15 protein-coding genes are annotated in these 20,170 nt (G+C 43.2%); 12 read left to right on the top strand and 3 right to left on the bottom strand.

The window, feature by feature from the left end:
- The first annotated feature begins 24 nt into the window (after positions 1-24).
- From I2I33_RS02850 to I2I33_RS02805, 10 genes are all read left to right on the top strand, one after another.
- The gene (locus tag I2I33_RS02850; RefSeq protein ID WP_087420624.1) at positions 25-3,354 is read left to right on the top strand and encodes a SusC/RagA family TonB-linked outer membrane protein; all 3,330 of its coding nucleotides are present in this window, start codon (positions 25-27) and stop codon (positions 3,352-3,354) included.
- Positions 3,355-3,376: 22 nt separating this feature from the next.
- A complete protein-coding gene (locus I2I33_RS02845; RefSeq protein ID WP_087420075.1) occupies positions 3,377-4,831 on the top strand; it encodes a RagB/SusD family nutrient uptake outer membrane protein in 1,455 nt (484 codons plus the stop codon).
- 16 nt (positions 4,832-4,847) lie between these two features.
- Complete coding sequence (locus tag I2I33_RS02840) at positions 4,848-5,630, top strand: DUF4843 domain-containing protein (RefSeq protein WP_087420076.1); 783 nt, start codon at positions 4,848-4,850, stop codon at positions 5,628-5,630.
- Positions 5,631-5,658: 28 nt separating this feature from the next.
- Entirely contained in the window at positions 5,659-7,080 is a 1,422-nt protein-coding gene (locus I2I33_RS02835; protein WP_087420077.1) for a hypothetical protein, read from the top strand.
- A gap of 224 nt (positions 7,081-7,304) precedes the next feature.
- Entirely contained in the window at positions 7,305-7,859 is a 555-nt protein-coding gene (locus I2I33_RS02830; protein ID WP_158571824.1) for a sigma-70 family RNA polymerase sigma factor, read from the top strand.
- A gap of 429 nt (positions 7,860-8,288) precedes the next feature.
- The gene (locus I2I33_RS02825; protein ID WP_087420079.1) at positions 8,289-11,348 is read left to right on the top strand and encodes a SusC/RagA family TonB-linked outer membrane protein; all 3,060 of its coding nucleotides are present in this window, start codon (positions 8,289-8,291) and stop codon (positions 11,346-11,348) included.
- Between the two features lie 22 nt (positions 11,349-11,370).
- Positions 11,371-12,804 carry a RagB/SusD family nutrient uptake outer membrane protein gene (locus tag I2I33_RS02820; protein ID WP_087420080.1) on the top strand — a complete coding sequence of 478 codons (1,434 nt, stop codon included), beginning with the start codon at positions 11,371-11,373 and terminating at the stop codon, positions 12,802-12,804.
- Positions 12,805-12,824: 20 nt separating this feature from the next.
- Positions 12,825-13,601 carry a DUF4843 domain-containing protein gene (locus tag I2I33_RS02815; protein ID WP_087420081.1) on the top strand — a complete coding sequence of 259 codons (777 nt, stop codon included), beginning with the start codon at positions 12,825-12,827 and terminating at the stop codon, positions 13,599-13,601.
- A 20-nt stretch (positions 13,602-13,621) separates the two neighbouring features.
- The gene (locus tag I2I33_RS02810; protein WP_087420082.1) at positions 13,622-15,034 is read left to right on the top strand and encodes a hypothetical protein; all 1,413 of its coding nucleotides are present in this window, start codon (positions 13,622-13,624) and stop codon (positions 15,032-15,034) included.
- A gap of 126 nt (positions 15,035-15,160) precedes the next feature.
- On the top strand, positions 15,161-15,664 hold the full coding sequence (locus I2I33_RS02805) for a hypothetical protein (RefSeq protein ID WP_087420083.1): 504 nt from the start codon (positions 15,161-15,163) through the stop codon (positions 15,662-15,664).
- Positions 15,665-16,020: 356 nt separating this feature from the next.
- Here the strand turns inward: I2I33_RS02805 and I2I33_RS02800 are convergent, their stop codons facing one another.
- From I2I33_RS02800 to queC, 3 genes are all read right to left on the bottom strand, one after another.
- The gene (locus I2I33_RS02800) at positions 16,021-16,836 is read right to left on the bottom strand and encodes a 7-carboxy-7-deazaguanine synthase QueE (RefSeq protein ID WP_087420084.1); all 816 of its coding nucleotides are present in this window, start codon (positions 16,834-16,836) and stop codon (positions 16,021-16,023) included.
- 24 nt (positions 16,837-16,860) lie between these two features.
- The gene (locus tag I2I33_RS02795) at positions 16,861-17,397 is read right to left on the bottom strand and encodes a 6-pyruvoyl trahydropterin synthase family protein (RefSeq protein WP_087420085.1); all 537 of its coding nucleotides are present in this window, start codon (positions 17,395-17,397) and stop codon (positions 16,861-16,863) included.
- A 152-nt stretch (positions 17,398-17,549) separates the two neighbouring features.
- A complete protein-coding gene (gene queC / locus I2I33_RS02790; protein WP_087420086.1) occupies positions 17,550-18,227 on the bottom strand; it encodes a 7-cyano-7-deazaguanine synthase QueC in 678 nt (225 codons plus the stop codon).
- A 311-nt stretch (positions 18,228-18,538) separates the two neighbouring features.
- Here queC and I2I33_RS02785 point away from each other — a divergent pair, with 311 nt between their 5' ends.
- Both I2I33_RS02785 and I2I33_RS02780 read left to right on the top strand, forming a co-directional pair.
- Positions 18,539-18,973 (top strand): polymer-forming cytoskeletal protein, encoded by a 435-nt coding sequence (locus I2I33_RS02785; protein ID WP_087420087.1) that lies wholly within the window; start codon positions 18,539-18,541, stop codon positions 18,971-18,973.
- A gap of 185 nt (positions 18,974-19,158) precedes the next feature.
- A complete protein-coding gene (locus I2I33_RS02780) occupies positions 19,159-20,082 on the top strand; it encodes a tyrosine-type recombinase/integrase (RefSeq protein ID WP_087420088.1) in 924 nt (307 codons plus the stop codon).
- Positions 20,083-20,170: the final 88 nt, after the last annotated feature.

The following is a 20,170-nucleotide window of genomic DNA, read 5'->3' as shown; positions in this document are numbered from 1 at the left end:
TTTACAAACCTAAACAAACTGAAAATGGGAAAGAACTTGTCTATGAAACAGGCGAGCTATAGCCAATGGGCTACGAAAGTATGCATGTTGCTTGGTTGCTTGATTTTATTCAGCTTTTCGGGTTTTGGTGGCGGAACGTCACCTAAATTCGATGAGAAAACACCTCTGAATTTGAAATTCGAGAAAGCCACGATGTTGCAGGTTTTGAATACCTTGAAAAAGGAGACATCACTTGATTTCGTTTATAACCACGAGGAGATTCAGGGAATCCCTCTTATTACTAAAGAATTTAAGAATGTGACGGTAAGGGAGATTCTGGATTACTGTTTGCAGAATACACCTTACACGTACACGCTTGTGAATGATGTTGTGATTATTAAAAAGCGCCAGGAAACGAAAACGGTTGACAAGGTGAGTATCACCGGAGATGTTAAGGATGCTGACGGTAACCCGCTACCGGGAGCCACGGTTCTGCTGAAAGGAACTTCTTTAGGAGTGGCCACGGATGCGACGGGTAAGTTTAAGTTGGAAATTCCCGCACAAAAGGAGATGGTACTAATATTTAATTTTATCGGAATGGCAAGCCAGACCATCACGGTGACGAAATCCGAGGAGTTGCATGTTGTTTTGAAGGAAGACACTCGTGAGTTGGAAGATGTCGTGGTTACCGGTTATTACACGCAGGCTAAAAATGCCTACACGGGGGAATTGACCACGGTGAAAGGGGAGGATTTGCTGAAAGTGTCCCCGACGAATCTGATTCAGGCGCTGGCCTCATTGGTGCCGGGTTTACGGATTGTGGAAAATAACGAGCAGGGGTCCAATCCGAATGCGATTCCCGAGATTCTAATCCGGGGGGCGAATTCCATCATGACCGAGAATCAGGCGGACGTGAATACGCCTTTGATTATGCTGGATGGGGTTGAGATTTCGATACAGGAGTTGTATGACTTGGATATTTACGATATTGGGCAGGTGACCGTGTTGAAGGATGCTTCTGCGGCGGTGTTGTACGGGGATAAAGCTGCCAGTGGCGTTATCTTGGTGGAGAGAACGAAAGTGACGGAATCCAAGCCTCGCTTGAGTTATAATTTCACGCCAAATTTCAGCTATCCGGATTTGACATCCTTGCGTTTGTGTAATGCAGAACAGAAGTTGGAACTGGAACGTTTGGCCGGGTTGTACGATGAAGTGAATGGGAGCCTTGATCCGGCGTATTACTACAAGTTGGATAATATCCGCCGGGGTGTTTACACGGATTGGCCATCCAAGCCTTTACGCTGGGCTTTCTCGCACAATCATTCGGTGACGTTGACCGGTAGGGGAAACGGGATCGAGTACAGGGCAAGCGGGAGTTTCAGGGATGCCTATGGCGTGATGAAAGGGGATAACCGTCGGAACTACGGGGCGAATTTTTCTTTCGCGTATCACTTAACGGATAAATTGACTTTTAATTACCGTTTCGCTTTCACGATGACCGATAGCAAAGCAAGTCCTTACGGGGATTTCGGGAAATACACGAGACTGAACCCGTATAATCCGGTGTATGATGAATACGGGGAGTATATAAAACTCTATTATTTTGATCCTTACCTTTCAAATGCCAATGATTCCCGGAATCAAGGAAATCCGTTGTACGATGCAACGTTGTCCAGTTTTAACAAGGGACGGAACAAGTCGTTTTCGAATTACTTGAGTATGCGGTGGGATATTAAAAAGGCATTTTTCATCACGGGCGATATTAACGTGAATATGAGTGATTCTTACACGAAGGTGTACGTGTCGCCGGATGATTCTTCGTTTGAAGGTAAGTTTTTAAACCAGAAAGGAACTTATTCTTTCACGCATAACGAGAGTACGAACTGGGCGGGAAAGATTGCGTTAAATTATCGTTTACCTCTGAATGAGGCAGGTAACACGGTGTTGACCGTGAACGTGGGTACAGATTTTAAAATGGGGAATTCTTCTTCTATCACGACGAAGGCGGAAGGATTTTTGAAAGATGGTATGACAGATATTAAATTTGCTTCTCAATATGCCTCTACCCGTCCGAGTGGTGGAGATAAGAAAACTAGAGAAGTCGGTTTTTACGGGACCGGTAGTTTCGAGTTGCTGGGACGTTATTTCCTGAACGGTTCCTATAAATCGGCCGGATCATCCCGTTTCGGGAGTGATCATCGCTTTGCCCCGGTGTGGTCGGCAGGTATCGGATGGAACGTTGACAAAGAGAGTTTTATGGGTAACGTGAGTTGGTTGAATATGCTACGGTTGCGTTTTAGCGTGGGATCAACGGCTAACGTGACGTTCTCACCCTATCAGGCAATGACGACTTATAATTACACGACAGATCTGATTCATTACGCGGGAATCGGGGCGGTACCGATCACGATGGGAAACCCGGATCTGAACTGGCAGATCACGATGAAATATAACTGGGGGTTGAGTGCCACGTTGTTTAATGAACGGATAAATATTGATGCCAGTTATTACAAGAATAAAACGAAAGATGCTTTGATGCCGATTTCTTTACCTTGGTCCGTGGGAGTTTCCTCCGTGCAGGTGAATATGGGAAAATTGGAAAACTCCGGATGCGAGTTTGCGATCTCGGCGCACGTGATCAAGCAAAAAGGACTCTTCTGGATGGTCACGGTGAATGGCTCTCACACGATGGATAAGTTGACAAACGTGTCAACCGCCTTAAAGTCAATCGAGGTTGCCCAGTCTTTGGGGGCTCGTCCTTCGTTGATGTTCCAAGAAGGCGGTTCGCAGTTTGGTATTCATGCCATGCGTACGGCCGGAATTGATCCGGCATCGGGAAAAGAGATTTTTATTAATAGCAAAGGAGAGTACACGTTTGATTACGACAAGGATGAACGGGTAGAGGTTGGAAATTCGAATCCGATTTTGGAGGGGAGTATTTTTTCCAGTTTATCGTACAAGGGTTTCACGCTGAATATTACTACCGGTTATAAATTCGGGGGCGATGCTTACAATAACACGCTGGCCGACAAGGTTGAGAACATAAATCCGTGGGAAAACGTGGATCGCCGGGCATTTACCGATCGGTGGAAAGAACCGGGTGATTTGAAACGTTTTCTGGGTATCCCGGAAAGTAAAAGCGATAACAAGCGGTATTCAGAACGTTTCGTTGAACGGGATAATCTGTTCGAGATCAGGAATATATCGATTAACTATGAATTTAAACCGGAATGGTTGAAGAGATTCGGGGTTAAACGGTTGAATGTCGGGTTTGGGATGAATGATATAGCCCGTTTTTCTTCCATGAAGTTGGAACGGGGAACTTCCTATCCTTTCGAGAGGAGTTTTAACATTACTTTCAGACCGACTTTTTAGTAAACAGTAAATTGAAACGAGTATGAAAAAGATAATAATTCTACTGTGTATACCATTCTTCTTTCTCCGGTGCGATAGTTTTTTGGATGTGAATCCGGATTCGGAAGTGGTGAATGATGATATGTTCAATTCGGCAAGCGGTGTTGAGGATGCCCTCTATGGCGTGTACATGACGATGGTAACAAAGGATATGTATGGACGGCTGATGTCCACGACGATACCGGAGATTCTGGCACAGAATTTCACTTCGACTTATCAGTACTTGCCTTATTTGGGGCGTTTCGAGTACGAGCGGAGTGAAACGAGAAATATGTATAAGAATATCTGGAAGACCAGTTATCTGGCGATTAGTTATTTGAATAATATTATAAATAATCTGGAAAGTAAGAGCGAGAAGGATTTCCGGCATTACAATTTATACATGGGGGAGGCCTTGGGATTAAGGGCGGTTATTCATTTTGATTTACTGCGCTTTTTTGCCGTACACGTGACTTCTACCGATGAAGCGGCAAAAGCGAGAGCTATTCCCTACGTGACGGAGTATGATTTTAAGGTGACACCTTATTCTTCGGTGGAGGGGATTTACTCGAAAGTGATAGCCGAGCTTAAAAGAGCGGAGGCGTATTTGTCTGAGGATGAGGTGCTGATGCCTGCCGAACGGGTGGGAAATGAAAAGGGATTTACCGGGGCGCGTGTGTTACATTTCAATTTATACGGGGCGCAGGCTACTCTGGCACGGGTTTACTGGATGAAGGGAGATCTGGATAGTGCCCGGATTTATGCGGACAAGGTGATTCGGTCCAATAAGTTCCGTTTTGCTAGCAAGACGTCCTTGAATACATTCATGCAGAAAACGGTGTCGATGGAGGAGACAATATGGGGGCTGTACAACGCGGAAGTCTATTCTGACTGGCTGACCCAGCACGTGCGGAGGCAGGGATTGGGTGATCTGACCACGGATTTTAAAAGTATCTATGCTTATGAAGGGCCTACCGGAAAGAAGGATTACCGTTTGGATAATTGGTTTGGGACATACAACAGGAGCGGAACTCCGGTGGATATATTGGTGAAAGTGATGGGAAATGTATCCGATACGACTTCTCTCACGACGAGTTATAACGGGGGGCCTTATCTGGGAACAAGTATGATTCGAATTCCGGAAATGTATTATATTATGTCAGAGGCTCTGCTTGCAACCGGAAATGCGGAAGGAGCGATGGAATATCTGGATGCGGTGGTTGATGCCCGAGGGATGGAGAAATTCGCGGATCGGACTCCTCTTGTCGATATTACGCTGAGTGATATTATGGCGGAACGCCGAAAGGAATTTATCGGGGAGGGACAATGGTGGTTCTGTCTGAAGAGATTGAACAGTCCCGTGAAATTGAGTGGGGCGACCGGGGCCACCATTCCCGGCAGTGATAAGATATATGTTCTGCCGTTGCCCGTGGAAGAGGAAGATTATCGTCCTGAATAATTAAAATAAGAACGTTATGAGAAATAAATATCTACTATATATCGGAATATTCCTCTGCATGGGAATATGGGCGTGTAGCAATGATGCCGTGTACTATGACGTGAATCAGAAAAGATCCATTTATTTCACTTGGGATCGTTATAATTCTGTCACGAAAACAGCGAGTGACACCGTGTTTTTTAGTTTCGCCTTGTACAACGAAACCGAGTACGAGTATCGAGTTCCGATCAAGGTGGCCGGAATGCCGCTTGGCGAGGAATTGACTTACGAGGTGGAAGTTGTTGCGGATTCTTCAACGGCTAAGTATGACAAGCATTTTAAATTCGGGAAACTGGTGATCCCGAAAAATGAGGTTGAAGGGTATCTGTCTATTATTTTGGATCGTACGGAGGATATTATGGATCATCCGGTCATACTCTATCTCAAGTTTAAGGAGAATGATTATTTCAAACCGATTGCTAATAATTACTATCGTTTGTCGGTCGTGGATGGTGCTTTGCCCGAACCGCAATGGTGGGCTCCCAATTTCTTGGGGGTGTATGCCCGGAACAATGATCGCCTTTACCGGAAGATTCTAGAATATTTTTGGCAACTGGAAGAGTTGAAACCTATCTTTTATAAAGAGAAAGTGGAAGAATACGGGTTATACTTGGAGTATGCCAAGGCGGGATTCTATCAGGTGAAGGGTAATATTATTTGGATAAATTACGTGTTTAAGCCTGCTTACGATTTCTATACTGACCCAGCGAACACGTATGAAGGGTTTGATATGGTGAATCCGGATCGGTTTATCCGCTAAAAGAGAATTTAAAATTAAATGGTAAGTTATGAAAATGAAGTTATATATAATCATGCTGTTTTGCCTCATGGTGGGGATGTATTCCTGCTATGATGATGATACGACTTCCGGGAGGAAAGAGGTGTCGTTACTGACAATTACCGCTGCTCATGACACGCTTACGACCTCTTTCGGGGAGGAGCTTGTGGTGAATCACTTGAAAATAGAGCAGTCCGGGGAGGAATTGCCTTTAACTTACGAGTGGGCGTACGGGGATCTGGATATTTCTGGGGGAGCCGTGAAACCTTACCCGATTAAAGACACGCTTCACGTGGTATCGACAGATCCGGAGCTTAAATATGCTTTTCGGGAATTGGGTACGTTTGCCTTGCGTTTGAAGGTGGATAACGGTGAAACGACAATATTCAAGTTCTTTATTCTTCAGATAGATACAGAATTTTCCGAGGGAATTACTATTTTGAGCCGGGATGATGCCGGGAAAGGAAGGCTTTCTTTTATGAAGACGTTGACTAAAGAGGAGATCAGTGGGGGAAAGGTACCGACTTTCCGTACGGATATAATGGAAATAGCTAATCCCGGAATGGAGTTGGAGAATGTGACAGACATGATTCAGCAGGGAGGGCGCTTGATGGTTAGTTCGGGAAGTAACGGTAGAATTTACAATATGGATTCCCGTTCTTTTGATATCGAAACTGCGACCTCTTTTGCTGGTAAGTTTCCGGGGGCCAATATTCAGCAATTCGTCGCTATATCGGCATATAGTAATATGCACGTACTTTCGGAAAATAAGAGAGCTTATGTTTACGAGACGGACGTGGATGAATTGTTGGTACTGGATGCTTTTGACGGTTTGGAAGTGGATGCTGGGGTATCTCATAGTAAACCGGTGTTTATCAATTATGGAACTTCAACTATGTATGCTCCTAGTACGTCCTCGGGTGCAGTGAATAGTGGGACTATTTTCACGAATTATGACATCGTTAATACTTGTTTTATCAACACTTATCTGTATGTATTCTCCACGGATAAGAATGATCCGTTGCATATTTATATACCTCGAACATCAGCCTCGTTTGCCAAACCTACCGCGGCGAATACGGTGGATTATCAAAGTTCGCGGCCCATTGGTATGGATCGTAATTCGATGACTGTGGGGACAAAGGTGTATAATTGTATCTATTACACGTATAATAATGAAATATATCGTTGGGACCCCGGGCGGCAGTTGCCGACAACTCCTTCTATCACGGTCCCGACAGGTATGGAAATAACGACCATTGCTGTCGATCCGGATCAAAAATTACTTTATGTCGGGTTGTACGAATCAGCTAGTACGAAGGAATTGAAAGGATGTTTGTATATTTATGATGCAGATAGCGGGGAATTGCTTGAAACATATGATAATATTGCGGATAGGCCGCTTCGTGTGATTTATAAAGAACGTGTATAGCGTAAATGTTTGTGTGAAATGATTCATGAAAAATCGTGTAAAGGCTAACAGAGCCTTTGCACGATTTATGACATAAATAATATCTCGTCATATGAGTGAATGTAAATCATTTAGGTCTCTATTTTGTTGTGAATAAGAAGTATTTTATGTATTTTTGAAATAGTGTTGTCCGGGAAGATGATACTTTGTTAGCGGGAAACCGAATGTTTATTCGTATAAAGTGCATGATGATAGATTTTATGGAACGGGAAGTTGTATATGAGCGTTTTGTGAAAGGGGATGAGAAAGCCTTGGAATTGTTGTATGATCAATATTTTGCAACATTGGGAGTTTACGCGGGACGTTTCTTGCGGGAAGAGAATGTTTGCGTGGACATCGTGCATGAGAGTTTTATCAAGACGTGGGAGAAAAGGAAACAGTTTACCTCGTTCCAGATGATTATCAGTTTTTTGTATGCTTGCGTGAGAAATGCTTGTCTGAACGAGTTGCGGCATCTGGACATAAAGAATAAGGTTCTGTTGCAACAGGCATCCAGTCTCGATATTGAGGGGGAAATCATAGAACATGAGGTGAAACGGATTATCTGGGCTGAAATTGCCCGATTGGCGGGTGATTATAAAGAAATCATGGCGATGAGTCTGGAAGGGTATTCTACCAAGGAGATTTCGGAAGAGTTGAATCTTTCCGAACAGACGATTAAAAATAAAAAGGGAGAGGCGTTAAAACAACTTCGCAAAAATATGGGACCGTACCAGTGGTGTCTCCGGCTTTTCTTTTAAGGAATAGTTTGCTTGTAATATTCTATATCATTGATTTATAATTCGTATATTTGTCTTATCTTCGGGACAAAAAGAGAATCTTCGTGTCGTTTTTGTTTGTGAAATTGAAACTTGGTATCTCTTTTTTCCCTAATCTTGCAACTCGCCAAAATCGATACTTGCTTGATTGAAATTTTTTATTTATTTTATTACTTTTGCTCCCCTTGTTTTGAAATAGTTGTAGAAAACAGGGATAGAATGTAAATTATGCGATTGAACGTGAATGATAAAGTTGAGGGTTCGCGTCAGGTAGCAATAATGGTGTGATGATGTATTTTACGGGTTTATACCGCGTGGTGCGATGAATGATGTTAGGTGCGAATGGATATGTTTAGACAATAAAGTGATGGAAACATATCTTGCACGTATGGTATTAAAAGATCAAATTAAATGAGAGTAGACTTGGTATTGAAGTTTGACGGCAACTTATGTGGTGTTGTGAAATGGATTCTGTTGTTCTGCTGTGTATGTTTTCCGGAAATCCCCGTGGCGGGTGAATCACGTTCTTCCTTGATCGTGATCACGGGAGAGGTGAAGGATGCAGATGGCGAACCACTTCCGGGCGTGACGGTTGTCCTGAAAGGGACTTCTTTGGGATGCGCCACGGGTACGGACGGGAAGTTCCGATTGGAAATTCCAGAACAAAAGGAGATGGTGTTACTTTTCCGGTTTGTCGGGATGAAGAATCAGGAAGTCAAGGTTACCGGTGCCCGGCATATCCGGGTGACGATGGTGAAGGATATGAAGGAGTTGGATGATGTGATCGTGACCGGGTATTACACGCAGGCGAAGAATGCTTTTACCGGGGAGATTACCCGGATCAAAGGAGAGGATTTATTACGGGTGTCCCCGACGAACTTGTTACAAGCGTTGTCAATCTTGACACCGGGATTGAGGATTGTAGAGAATAACGAGGCGGGGGCTGACCCGAATGTCGTGCCTGAGATTCTGATTCGCGGGGCGAGTTCAATCATGACAAAGGGACAGGAAGGGGTGAACGCTCCCTTGATTATGCTGGACGGGGTGGAGATTTCCGTGGAGGATTTGTATGATCTGGATATTTACGATATAGAACAGGTACTGGTGTTGAAGGATGCATCCGCGGCGGTACTTTACGGGGAGAAAGCTGCAAACGGTGTGATTCTGGTGGAACGGGTGCGGGGAAAGTCGGATAAGCCGAGATTCAGTTATAATTTCACGCCAATGTTCAGTTTTCCTGACCTGACCTCTCTTCGCTTGTGTGATGCGGAGGAAAAGTTGGAACTGGAGCGTTTGGCGGGATTGTATGACCGGGTAGATGGTAGTCTTGACCCGGCTTATGATTACAAGCTGGAGAATATCCGCCGGGGTGTCAACACGGATTGGACGACGAAACCTTTGCGGAATGCTTTCACGCATAGTCACTCTGCCACGATGACCGGGCGGGGTGGCGGAATCGAGTACAAGGTAACGGGACGGTTGTCGAATACATACGGGGTGATGAAAGGTGATTATCGCCGGAATTACGGGGTAAATGTTTCTTTGTCGTACCGGTTTGCCCGGGATGTGGTGGCCACTTACCAGTTGGCTTATACCATGACCGAGGGAAAGAATAGTCCTTACGGGAGTTTTGCGCAGTACACGAAGTTGAACCCGTACAACCCGGTATATGACGAGGACGGGGAGTATATACGGAATTATTATTTCGATCCGGTAAACCGGACAATGGAACGGCAAGTCAATCCACTGTATAATGCCACGCTGGCGAGCTTTTCGAAGAGTCAGAATAAAGCGGTCACGAATTATTTGTCGTTACGCTGGGATATGAACGAGACCTTGTTTATCACGGGAAACGTGAGTGTGCGACAGGGTGACACGTGGAATAAGGTGTATGTTTCCCCGGAGGATGCGAGTTTCACCTTGCAGGAGATTCCTCAAAACAAGAAAGGGACTTACACGGCATATTCAACCGAGACGACGAATTGGGCGGGGAAATTGGTACTTAATTATCGTTTACCGCTGAATGATGCCGGGACTACGGTCCTTTCCTTGAGTGCGGGTACGGACATCAGGAAGGACAAGTCTTCTTCGATGCAGGTGAAGGCGGAAGGTTTTATGAAGGACAAGATGACGGATATTAAATTTGCCTCGCAGTATGCGACTACGCGTCCCGTGGGTGGCGAGAAGGAATCGGCAGAGGTGGGGTTCTTCGTGAACGGTAGTCTTGATTTGCTGGGACGATATTTTGTCAATGCCTCCTACAAGACAGCAGGTTCATCGAAGTTTGGCAGTAAACATCGTTTTGCCCCGGTATGGTCGGCGGGAATCGGTTGGAATCTGCATAAGGAAGGATTCATGAATTTCGATTGGTTGAATGTTTTACGTCTTCGGTTTAGCGTGGGTTCAACGGCTAACGTGACATTCACGCCTTATCAGGCTTTGACCACTTATCTTTATGATTCCGACTTGATTCATTACGGCGGGATGGGTGCGGTTCCGATCACGATGGGGAATCCCGATATGAAATGGCAGGTTACCCGAAAGTATAATTGGGGATTGACGGCTACTTTCTGGAAAGAACGGGTGAACGTGGAGGCCAGTTACTACGTGAACAAAACGAGGGATGCCCTGATGCCTTTGACCTTGCCGTCTTCTGTCGGTGTTTCTTCGGTGTTGGTGAATATGGGTAAGTTACAGAATTCGGGCTACGAGTTTTCTGTTTCTGCACAAGTGGTCAAGCGAAATAACCTGCTTTGGATGGTGATGGTAAACGGATCGCACGTGTTTGATAAGCTGACGAGTATCTCGGACGCGTTGAAGGCGGAGAACATGGCGGCTTATTATGGCGTGAAACCTCAGCCGATGTTCGTGGAAGGGGGATCTCAGTTCGGTATATATGCCATGCGTTCCGCAGGAATTGATCCGGCTTCCGGGCAAGAGGTGTATATCAAGAAGAACGGGAATTACACGTTTACTTATGATAAGAACGAGCGAGTGGAGGTTGGGAACACGAATCCCATGCTGGAGGGGAGTCTTTTCACGAGCTTGTCGTACCGGGGATTCACGTTGAATGTCACCGCGGCGTACAAGTTTGGCGGTGATATTTACAACACGACTTTGGCGAATAAAGTGGAGTATATTGATCCCTACGGGAATGTGGATCGTCGGGCTTTTACCGAACGGTGGAAGAAACCGGGAGACTTGGTGCGTTTCTTGGGGATTCCGGAGAACGTGAGCGATGAAAATCGGTATTCCGAGCGTTTCGTGGAACGGGATAACACGTTTGCGATAACGAGTATCATGTTGAATTACGAGTTTAAACCCGGTTATTTGCGCAAGATCGGGATTAAGAGACTGAATCTAGGCATAGGCGTTGCCGATATTGCCCGGTTTTCTTCCGTGAAACAGGAACGAGGTACGGAATATCCTTTTCAACGGAGTTTCCATATCACGTTTAGACCGACATTTTGATAATTACTAAAAGTAGAAGATGATGATGAAAAGAATATTATTGGCGTGTATCTCTTTATTTTTCTTGGGATGTGGAAATTTCTTGGATATAAATCCCGAATCGGAGGTAGTGAACGATGATATGTTCAGTACGGCGGAAGGTGTGGAGGATGCGTTGTATGGGGTGTATATGTCGATGGTGAAGGAGGATATGTATGGTGGGGATATGTCTGTGTTGATACCGGAGTTGTTGGGGCAAAATTTTGTTACAGATGATGGGTATTTGGTTTATGTTTCGCGTTTAGATAATGAAAACTCATATGCTCGCAATATGACTAAAAAGATGTGGCCGGGAAGTTATCTTGTTATTAGTTATTTGAATAATATAATCGAAAATCTGGATCAAAAGAGTGTGAAAGACTTTAAGTATTATGATTTATACCGTGGAGAGGCTTTGGGATTACGAGCTACTATTCATTTTGATTTACTACGATTGTTTGCTGTTCACATAAATTCAACGGATGAAAATGCAAAAGCAAAGGCTATTCCTTATGTAACGAAATATACTTTTAAAGTAACTCCTTTTTCATCAGTGGAAGAAGTGTATGAGAAAATCATTGCAGATCTGAAAGAAGCTGAAACTTGTTTGGTTGAAGATGAGACCTTGATGCCGAAGATACGTAAAAGTGGAGAAAAGGGGTTTACGGGAGCCAGAGAATTACATTTTAATTTGTATGCAGCGCAAGCAATGTTAGCCAGAGTGTATTGGATGAAGGGGGATTTGAAAAACGCAAAAAAGTATGCGGATAAGGTGATTCAATCGGAAAAGTTCCAATTTGTGAATCAAGAGGATTTACCGACATTTATGAAGAGACGAATTTCTTTGTCCGAGACGATTTGGGGATTATATACGACGAATATTAGTTCGTATTTGTATGATAGACAGTTGTTATTAAATAAAATGAGTCTTCCTACGGGTTGGAAAGATATTTATAAGACAGTGGGAGAGAATGAAGGTAGTTATGATAAACGTTACTATGCTTGGTTTGTAATTAAAGAATATTCTGGTAAATCTAAAGACATTTTATCTAAAATTATGGATGAATCAAATGATGCCTCTGAATATTCCGGAGGTGCATATTTCGGTTTTAGTATGATTCGTATTCCGGAAATGTATTATATTATGGCAGAGGCCTTATTGGAGGAAGGAGATAAAGAACATGCAAGAGATTATTTGGATGCCGTGGTGTCAGCTAGAGGTATGGTGAAATTTGCGGATCGAGATACGGATAAAGATATTACTTTGGATGATATTATGAATGAACGGAGAAAAGAGTTATTTGGAGAAGGGCAATGGTGGTTTTGTTTAAAAAGGTTGAATCGGGATGTCTATGTTCATGCATTAGATGCAACTTTAAAAGGGAGTGATAGAATTTACACCTTGCCTCTACCCACGGACGAACTTGATCCTCGTTAAATTATAAAATTAAAAAACGTATGATGACAAAGTATTTGATATATACAGGAATATTCCTTCTGTTTGGGGCTTGTTCGAACAAGGCTATCTATTACAATCCGGACCAGAAGAGAAGTATCTATTTTAATTGGGATCTTAGTAAATATGTTTCTAACGTGGCTCCCGATACGGTATTTTTCAGTTTCGCAATTTATGAAGAGAAAGAGGTGGAGTATCGTATTCCGGTGAAGAGTATGGGAATGTCTGTTGATGAGGATCAATATTTTGAGTTGGAAGTCGTGGAGGATTCAACCACGGCGGAATTCGGTAAACATTATGAGTTTGGTACTTTGATCATTCCTAAAAATGAAGTGGAAGGCGTGTTGTCCTTGAAGTTGAAAAGGACGGAGGACCTGATGAATCATCCTGTTCTTCTTTATTTGAAGTTTCGGGAGAACGACTATTTCAGACCGATGGAAGGGGATCATTATTGCCTTTCCATTATGGATGGGAAACTAGCGCAGCCAACTTGGTGGGCTAGTTATTACCTAGGAGAATATAACAATAATAATGATAGATTATATTTGAAGATCCTGGAAAATTTTTGGGCCTTGGAAGAGTTAAAACCCGTGTTTTATGCCGAAAAAGAGAAGGAGTACGGGAAGTTTCTGGAAAATGCCCCGATAGCCTTCTTTCAAATGCCGGGAAATATGATTTGGATAAAATACGTGTTGAAACCTGCTTACGAGTATTATAGTGATCCGGAAAACACGTACGAAGGGTTTGCTATGGTTGATCCGGATCGGTTTATTCGTTAAGCAAATAAAAGTTATTGGAGATGAAAACGAAATACAGTATCGGGATCTTGTGTTTTACCTTATTCGGGTTGGGAGCTTGTCTGGATGATCAGTCTTCGTTGGGAGAGCGGGAGTTATCGGAAATCACGATTTCCGCACCTCATGACACGCTGACAGCTTATTTCGGTGAGGAATTTGTGGTAAGTGATTTGAGCGTGGAACAATCCGGGGAAGAGCTACCTCTCGCTTATGAATGGAGTTACGGAACGTTGAATACGGATGAAAATGGAATGGCCTCCTATCCGATTAAAGATTCGTTACATATCGTGTCGCACGATCCGGAATTGAGATATGCTTTTCGGGAATTGGGAACTTTCGGGTTACGATTGAGGGTTGATAACGGGGAAACGATCCGGTATAAATATTTTGTTTTACAGATAGATACCGAGTTTTCGGAGGGGATCACGGTGTTAAGTCGGGATGGGGATGGAAAAGGACGAATTTCTTTTATGAGAACACTAACAAAGGAGGAAATTAATATCGGGAAAGTACCTATGTTCCGGGCGGATATAATGGAGCTGATAAATCCGCAAACGAAAATGGAAGATGTGACCGACATGGTGCAGGTAAATAATCGTTTATTGGTTTGTTCCGGTGAGGAGGGAAGGATTTATAATATGGATTCCCGGACTTTCGATGTTGAAGGAATGACCTCGTTTAAGGAACTATATCCGGGATGTGCTTTCGTGAAGTTTGCCGGGGTTTCTGCTAATAACAACATATATCTCGTCTCACGTGACAGACGGGGATACGTGTATGATTACAGTTTAGATGAATTAGTGCTGACAGAATATTTTAAAAATCTGGATGTTGATGCGGCTGTTTCGGTGGATAGACCCGTGTTTGTTAATTATGAAACGTCCGTGTTTTATTCACCCTCGCTCGGAGGGGTAAATAGCTCTTTAAACAGGTATGTCGATTTTAATATTTGGGGTATTTGTCCTGTTGGGAGTAGCGTGTATGTCATAGCTACCTATAAAGCGATGCCTTCCTATATCTATTTGTCCCAGACAACTTTCAGCTTAGGAAACCCGACCATTCTTCAATTCTATGATAGTCCGGTTTCACTGAAAGTTAACCGGAATTCATTGCTTACTGGGAGTAAATCATGTAGTTGTCTGTATTACACGTGCGAGGATGGTATATATTATTGGGATTTGAAGAATCGGTTGTCGACAACACCTGTTATTTCGATACCTGAGGGAATGGAGATTACCAGTTTGTCGATGAACACGGCTGGGACTTTGCTATATGTTGGTTTGTATGAAAAAGATGAAACAGAAGCTCTGAAAGGGCATTTGTATATCTATGATGTAAAGACTTCTGTCTTGGTAAATCAATACCACAATATTGCAGATAAACCTATTGCGATTGTTTATAAAGAACGGGGGTAGTAGAATTGGCAACATTAAAACCTGAAGAATAATTTGTAAGAATCTGATATGATGTTGAATACAATTATTAACTTTGCTGACAGCGTGTAAACGTGTTTTATTTAATAATCAAAAAAATAAAGGGGCATGAAAAAAGTTTTTTTCTTTATTCAAATTTTATTTCTAATAGCTCTATTTTCCGGGGGTAACCGGAATATAGAGGCTGGTAACGTGAATATGTCTTCGTTGCCTTCACAGGCTAGGGATCAAGCGTATTATTCGCAATTGGAACAGAATGGTAATCGTTATACGAAAGATCATAGTTGGTTGAAAAATGGTGATGATTTTATACAGGTAGGTATTTCTTATGATCATGTGGGAGCAATAGGTGGAGCTGTAGGTTTAATCGTTCCGGTTAAGGCAGTGGATGAAACTTTCGTAAAGGGAGAATTGTTGGCAGAAATAGAGGGAGTTTCTGGTAGGACTGAATTACATGCACCCTGTGCCGGAGTGGTGAAGGGAATTAATCCAATGATTGAAACTCCTTACGATATGCAAGCTAATCAAGTTTGGGTATACAAATGTCATTTGAAAAGAGATCAATTGGAGAATTTGATGGGTGATCAGGAGTATGCTGACTACATCAAATAGGCTTTTCCTTCTTTTGTGTTAAAATTTGCCTATCTCCACTCTTCAGCTTGCATCCTTTTCATATTTTGTCGTTATCCTTTTGTTATCTCTCCGTTCCTAGGAGCGAGTGGATAACGACGAATAACGAAGAGATAATGACACGTATGTAAGAGGAAGAGTGGAGATGGACAATTGTAAGTAGTCAGAAAGATTTACAACCGATATTATTCCCTGAATATTGCACACAGCTGAGATATAGCTGACTTAAAGCCAAGATAAAGTCGAGTTGAGTCGTCTTTGTTAGTCCGGGTTTTCTTAATGTGTATTTTTTGACGGATGTTCACGTGCTTAAATGGGATAGAATACCGCTTTTATATTTATACTCCTTGTTTGTTGCCAAAAAGAGATATGTGAAGCCGATCGCAGAAACGCCACCCGTTCCGGATACAATGTTCCAGAGTTTTGGGGATCGAGAGGCTTAATTCTTCGGGAGAGGCTCCCATCGGCATCAATAGGATATCTTCTTTTGCCCATCCATCCAGTTGTTTCAAAAGTGCCTGTATTTCGATCACGTCGTTTTCCCCGGAGTAAACGAATTTTAGTTGAAAGTCTTTTTTGTTTTTACGGGCGTGTGTGATAAATGATTGTATAGCCGGGATATTAATGCGGGTCTTGTCGTGGTGGTCCGCGTGAGGTGCAGGGGGAACAGAGCCGGATAATTTGGGGGAAAGACTAAAAAAGTCGATCATCTCGGCACATTCTTCTACATAAAGCGTGGCGTTGGTTTCGACGGTAATATGAAAATGGCTCTCTTTTTTTAATTGCAGGCACAATGCCCGGACTTTATCCGCTTGCAAGAACGGTTCGCCACCCGTGATTACGATATGATCTATGTTTCCCCGGTTATGCCCGATAATTCGCACGATCTCTTCCACGGGCAGGGAGAACGAATTCTCTACCTTAAAGGCAGCGTATGCCGTGTCGCATTCGCAAGTATTCCCGGCAAGTGTTTTCCACGTGCAATGGAGGTTACATCCGGCTAACCGAATAAACAGAGAAGGTATACCGTTTAATTTTCCCTCGCCCTGTATCGTTCCCGCAACGTGTAATCCAGAGGCGGGCAGCTCCTTTAGCAATTTACCGTCCTTGTCTTTCATGATCGGGAAAATACCGTCCTTCGCCAAATGTAACATACGTGAGCTTTTTAATTTTATCTTTTATCTTATTCCTTCCCACCACTGCTCATTTTTCCATTCTTCCCGGATTGCCTCGGAAAAACGGATGTCGTGAACATTGAAATTCACGAGTTTCAGGTCTTCCCGGAAAGCCTCGGCATACCCCGTTGCCGTTTCATGTACCCGAACGGAGGAGAGTTGTACGTTTCCTTCCCCGTTTTTATGCTCCGTGTTTTGTAGGATTTTGTCGATCAGGTAAAAGAATAACAATGCATATCCTTCAGCAGAAGGAGAGACGGGTATTTCAGCTACCCGGCGGTTGTATTTGTATACAAAAGTCTTCAACTCGTCGGATTCTTCCTGCCACAACGAGTAGGTATGGTCGAAACTATCCACGAGTTCCTTCACCTTATCCAGCAGTACGAAGTCCATCACCATGTATCCCCGGTCCAGCTTGTCGGACGTGATGAATACTTCCACGATATACGAATGTCCATGAATGTTCTCCCGGCAACGGTGTGAAGAACAATTCCGCACGATGTGTGCCCCCTCGAATTTGAATAACTTTCTGATTACCATTTATCAATTTTAAATTTTAAATCCTACTAATTTATTGATTTTAGATTTTAGATTTCCACCCACGAAGTCCACGCTTTTTCAATCGTAAATCGTAATTCATAAATCATAAATTAAATCGGTTTTTTCATTTTCAATTTTCAATTCTCCATTTTTCATTTTCCATTAAACAACGGGTCTTTTATTCCCGCCTCTTCAAATGCTTTTGCCCGGAGAAGGCAGCTATCGCAGGTGCCGCAGGGTTTTTCGTCACCGCGGTAACAAGTCCAGGTGAGGCTGTAATCAACTCCTAAACGATTCCCCAAATGTACCTCGTCGGCCTTGGTCATGTGCATGAAGGGGGCGTGAAGGGTGATCTTCTGTTTTTTCTCGGCACCGAGAACGGTTCCCAAGTTTATGGTTTGTTCCATGGAACGGATGAATTCTTCCCGGCAATCCACGTATCCGGAATAGTCGACCTCGCTGACCCCAATAAAGATGTCGGTAATATCAAGAGCGTCGGCGTAGGAGGCTGCCACGGAAAGAAATACCATGTTTCGGGCGGGAACGTACGTGTCCGGGATGGTCGTCCGGTTTATATCCCCGTCGTGAATGTCCATCTTCTCGTCCGTGAGGGAACAGCCGTCCCATTGATTCAGCATGATTTTTACGAATTTGTGTTCTTTTACCCCGGCGGCTTTTGCCACGGCTTTTGCCGCTTTTATCTCTTTATCGTGTTTTTGCCCGTACTCGAAGGTGATAGCATATAATTCATCAAATCCTTGCTCTTGGGCAACGTATAGGGCTGTCGTGGAATCCAGTCCCCCGGATAGTAAAACAAGCGCTTTTTTCATGATCTTCCTTTCTCCTGTTATTTATAGTTGCAAAGGTAATATATTTCGGGTTACGATCAACAAGAAATGGAATGGGTAATAAATAAGACTTTTTGTCAGTTTTTTGAGCGTCGTGAATCTTGCCGTACGGTATTAATCCCGTTTGTTTTGGTCTTCCTGTCATTATTTTTACTTATGTAAAACTTTTTTTGTTTACTATTTTTTGTTGACTAATTAGCTCTTATTTCACCTATTTATTTTATATTTGTCAGATACTAATATTTGAAAATCGAAGAGTGTTCATCTTTTTTAATGACTAATTCATATTTGATATGTTTGGAAAGAAAAAGAATGAAGATGACTCTGAAAAATTAATGAAAGTCAGTGCTGACAACCTGACAATGATTACAATAGGGACGATAGTGAAAGGGACAATCACTATTGCTGGAGGATTACATCTGGAGGGAACGTTAGAGGGAGATATTATTTGCAAAGGGAAAGTTGTGATTGGTCCACAAGGAAAAGTCAAGGGAAATGTGAACTGTGACACCGCGGTGTTGTATGGTTTGTTGCAAGGAGATGTTCGTGCGACGAATGAACTGTACATGAAATCCGGGTGCATGGTAAAAGGTGATGTTTACACGCGTAAGCTGGAAATAGAGCCGAATGCCGGATTCGATGGTGTTTGTAATACCACCGGGATGAATGTCCCCGTGAAGGAAAAGAACACCAAAGTGGAAAAGGTCATGGTGGTGGAGGAGAAGTAGCCTTAGACTGGATTCTCTTAAAAATAGACTTTTAATTTTCTCCTGGTTTGGATGTACGATTTTACGACAAGTGAATGGTCGGTTGTTGAAATGTTTGCATAAATAGCTAATTGGCATATGTTTGATTATGTGTCGGTTGGGTTAAATTATAAAACACTATAAATTGAAATCTAAACAGATAGAAGATGAAACGAGAATTTTTAACACAGTTTATGGAGCGACTTATTGTCGAGTTGGAACGAGAGCAGCGAGATGGTACTGCTCATGTTTATCAGAGTACTTTGAAACGGTTGAAGAAATTTGCGAATGGGCGCGAAGTTAGTTTTAAGCAATTGACCCCGGAATGGTTATCTCAATTCGAGCGGAAATTGTTGTCCGACCAGTTGAAGTGGAATTCTATTTCAACATATATGCGGACGCTGAGATCCGTTTATAACCAAGCGGTTGAACGAGGGATAGCCTCTTATATACCCCGTCTTTTCAGCCGGGTGCATACCGGGATTGATTGTCAGGTGAAAAGGGCAGTTTCCCCGGAGGTGATCTGTCGGTTGATGACAGATAAAAAGCCTTTGCCTGAACGGCTTTCTTTTACCCGGGATATGTTTGTCCTGCTGTTTTTGTTACGCGGGATGCCTTTTGTGGATCTGGCATTTTTGCGTAAATGTGATTTGCAGGGGAACGTGATTGTTTATCACCGGCACAAGACGAGACGAAAACTGACTGTTGTGGTTTGCCCCGAGGCGATGGCCATTATCGAGAAATACAGGGATATGTATCCTGATTCTCCTTATTTGCTCCCTATTATTCAGGACCCCAAGCAGGACGAGTACCGGCAGTATTCCAGGATGTTGCGTCTGCATAACTACCGTTTGCGGCAAGTCGGGTATTTCCTGAAGATTAGAGAGCAATTAAGTACTTACGTGGCGCGCCATACTTGGGCAACCACGGCGTTACGACAGAATTATAATTCCAGCCTGATTTGTGACGCGATGGGACATTCATCGGTAAAGGTGACCGAGACTTATTTCCAGCGTTACCGGGAGGATGAGGTGAATCAATTAAATAATGCACTTGTGGCTTTTGTTCTATCCAAGAAAGTGTTGTGTTGAGAATAATATAGGAATTATGTGATGTCAAGAAGGTAAATGTCTGACAATTAGTCAGAAAAAAATCCGTTACTTTGTAGATAACGGAATC

Origin of the sequence: Butyricimonas sp. BSD2780061689_150309_C8 (assembly GCF_015560935.1) — a bacterium.
Taxonomy (GTDB): Bacteria; Bacteroidota; Bacteroidia; order Bacteroidales; family Marinifilaceae; genus Butyricimonas; species Butyricimonas paravirosa.
Note: the sequence above shows the minus strand (reverse complement) of the source record. Positions and strands in the feature narration are given on the sequence as shown.